Genomic DNA, 1,637 nt, shown 5'->3' with positions numbered 1-1,637 from the left:
TAACCGCGGAGTTTGATCTGACTGTCTTCTCTGCCTAGGTATTCTATGTTTCCATTTGCATCCCAACGAGCTACATCGCCCGTGCGGTAGAGTTTCCCTGCTCCATACGGATTGTTGGTGTATTTTTCATTGGTTAATGCCTCGTTGTGCAAGTAGCCTTTGCTTACTTGTACTCCTCCAATGCATAACTCACCTTTGACACCTGGTGCTACCAAATCGCCCCATCGGTCTAAGACTAGTACTTGACTCGAGCGTAAACTCGTTCCCAAAGCTAAACGTTCCGCTATTTCACTACCTGGCTCATATAACTTGCTTGTTACAAAGATGGTTCCTTCTGTTGGTCCGTAGAAGACATAAATCTTTGCCTGTGGAAATAGCGATTGCATCTGGTGTAGCAGTGCATTTGGAACTACATCACCACCAACATATAACTCTTCTATCTTTGCGTATGCTTCTTTTGTGTTGGTTTGTGCTATATGATCTAATACAGCGCGCATCAATGCTGGTACGGCGTGGAAACTAGTACTTTCTTGTAAAGCACTTTCTAACGTTTCCATATCGCGTACTTCTTCGTTTTTTAGAAGTATACTTGTTCCACCTTTGAGTAGTGGACTCAAGAGTTCAAAGAAGAAGATGTCAAATCCATGAGAGGATAAGACTGGTTGTATGCGATTCGCACCAAATTCGTCTTCGATGCCTTTTAAATACCCTAGTAAGTTGCCATGACTCACACATACACCTTTGGGTTTTCCGGTACTTCCTGAGGTGTAGATGATGTACAAGGTAGCATCTAGTGAAATAGTTTCTTTAGCTGTTTGTACTTCTTCTACCTCTGACGATGCTTCTATTACTGCTGACAAACGTGCTACTTGCGTGTTTTCTATGTTGATAGCTGTATCACTTTCTACGATGAGTAAACGACTGTGACTGTCTTTTACAATGTAAGCAAGACGCTCTTCTGGGTGAATTTTATCTACAGGAACATACACGCAGCCCAATCGCGCTAGGGCTAAAAATAGTACGACCATTTCCATACTGCGGTCACTGTACAAGACTACAGTATCGCCTTGTTTTAATCCGTAATGTGAAGATAAATAGGCACTTACTTTTCCCGATTGATTCCACAATGCTGCATAGCTTATACCTTGTCCATCAACATCGCGCAACGCTTCTTTGTCTTTGTAACGATTAAAAATTGCTTCTAGATATAGTTCCAGACTTGCTTCTTCAATTGAAATTGAAAATTCTTCCGAAGTTGATAGTAAGGCTTTTTTATCGGAAGCATCTAATAAAGTAATGTCTTTTACTAATAGTGATGAATCAGAGACTACCTGATCTAATATACGAACGTAATATTCCGTGATGCGCTCAATTGTGGATGCAGTGAAGAGTTTCGTGGAATACATAATATTTAATAGTATTCCTTCCTCACTTTCTATGGCTCCAAGTTCCAAATCAAATTTTGAAATCGTAGTACTTCTATCATACGGTTCTAATACCAAGCCTGGAATTTGTACACTTCTATCGCCCATACTTTCATATGAAAACATTACGTCAAATAATGCGTTTCGTGAAGTATCGCGCTCTATTTCTAGTAGATTGACCAGTTCTTCATATTGAAAGTCTTGATGGTCAAA

General features: G+C 40.1%; 1 protein-coding gene. It reads right to left on the bottom strand.

The annotated features are described in order from the left end of the window. A partial coding sequence (locus C8N46_RS20030; RefSeq protein WP_146169918.1) for an amino acid adenylation domain-containing protein occupies nucleotides 1-1,637 on the bottom strand: 1,637 nt, incomplete at both ends.

Origin of the sequence: Kordia periserrulae (assembly GCF_003054265.1) — a bacterium.
In the GTDB taxonomy this organism is placed as follows: Bacteria; Bacteroidota; Bacteroidia; order Flavobacteriales; family Flavobacteriaceae; genus Kordia; species Kordia periserrulae.
This window is presented reverse-complemented; position numbering and strand designations above follow the sequence as displayed.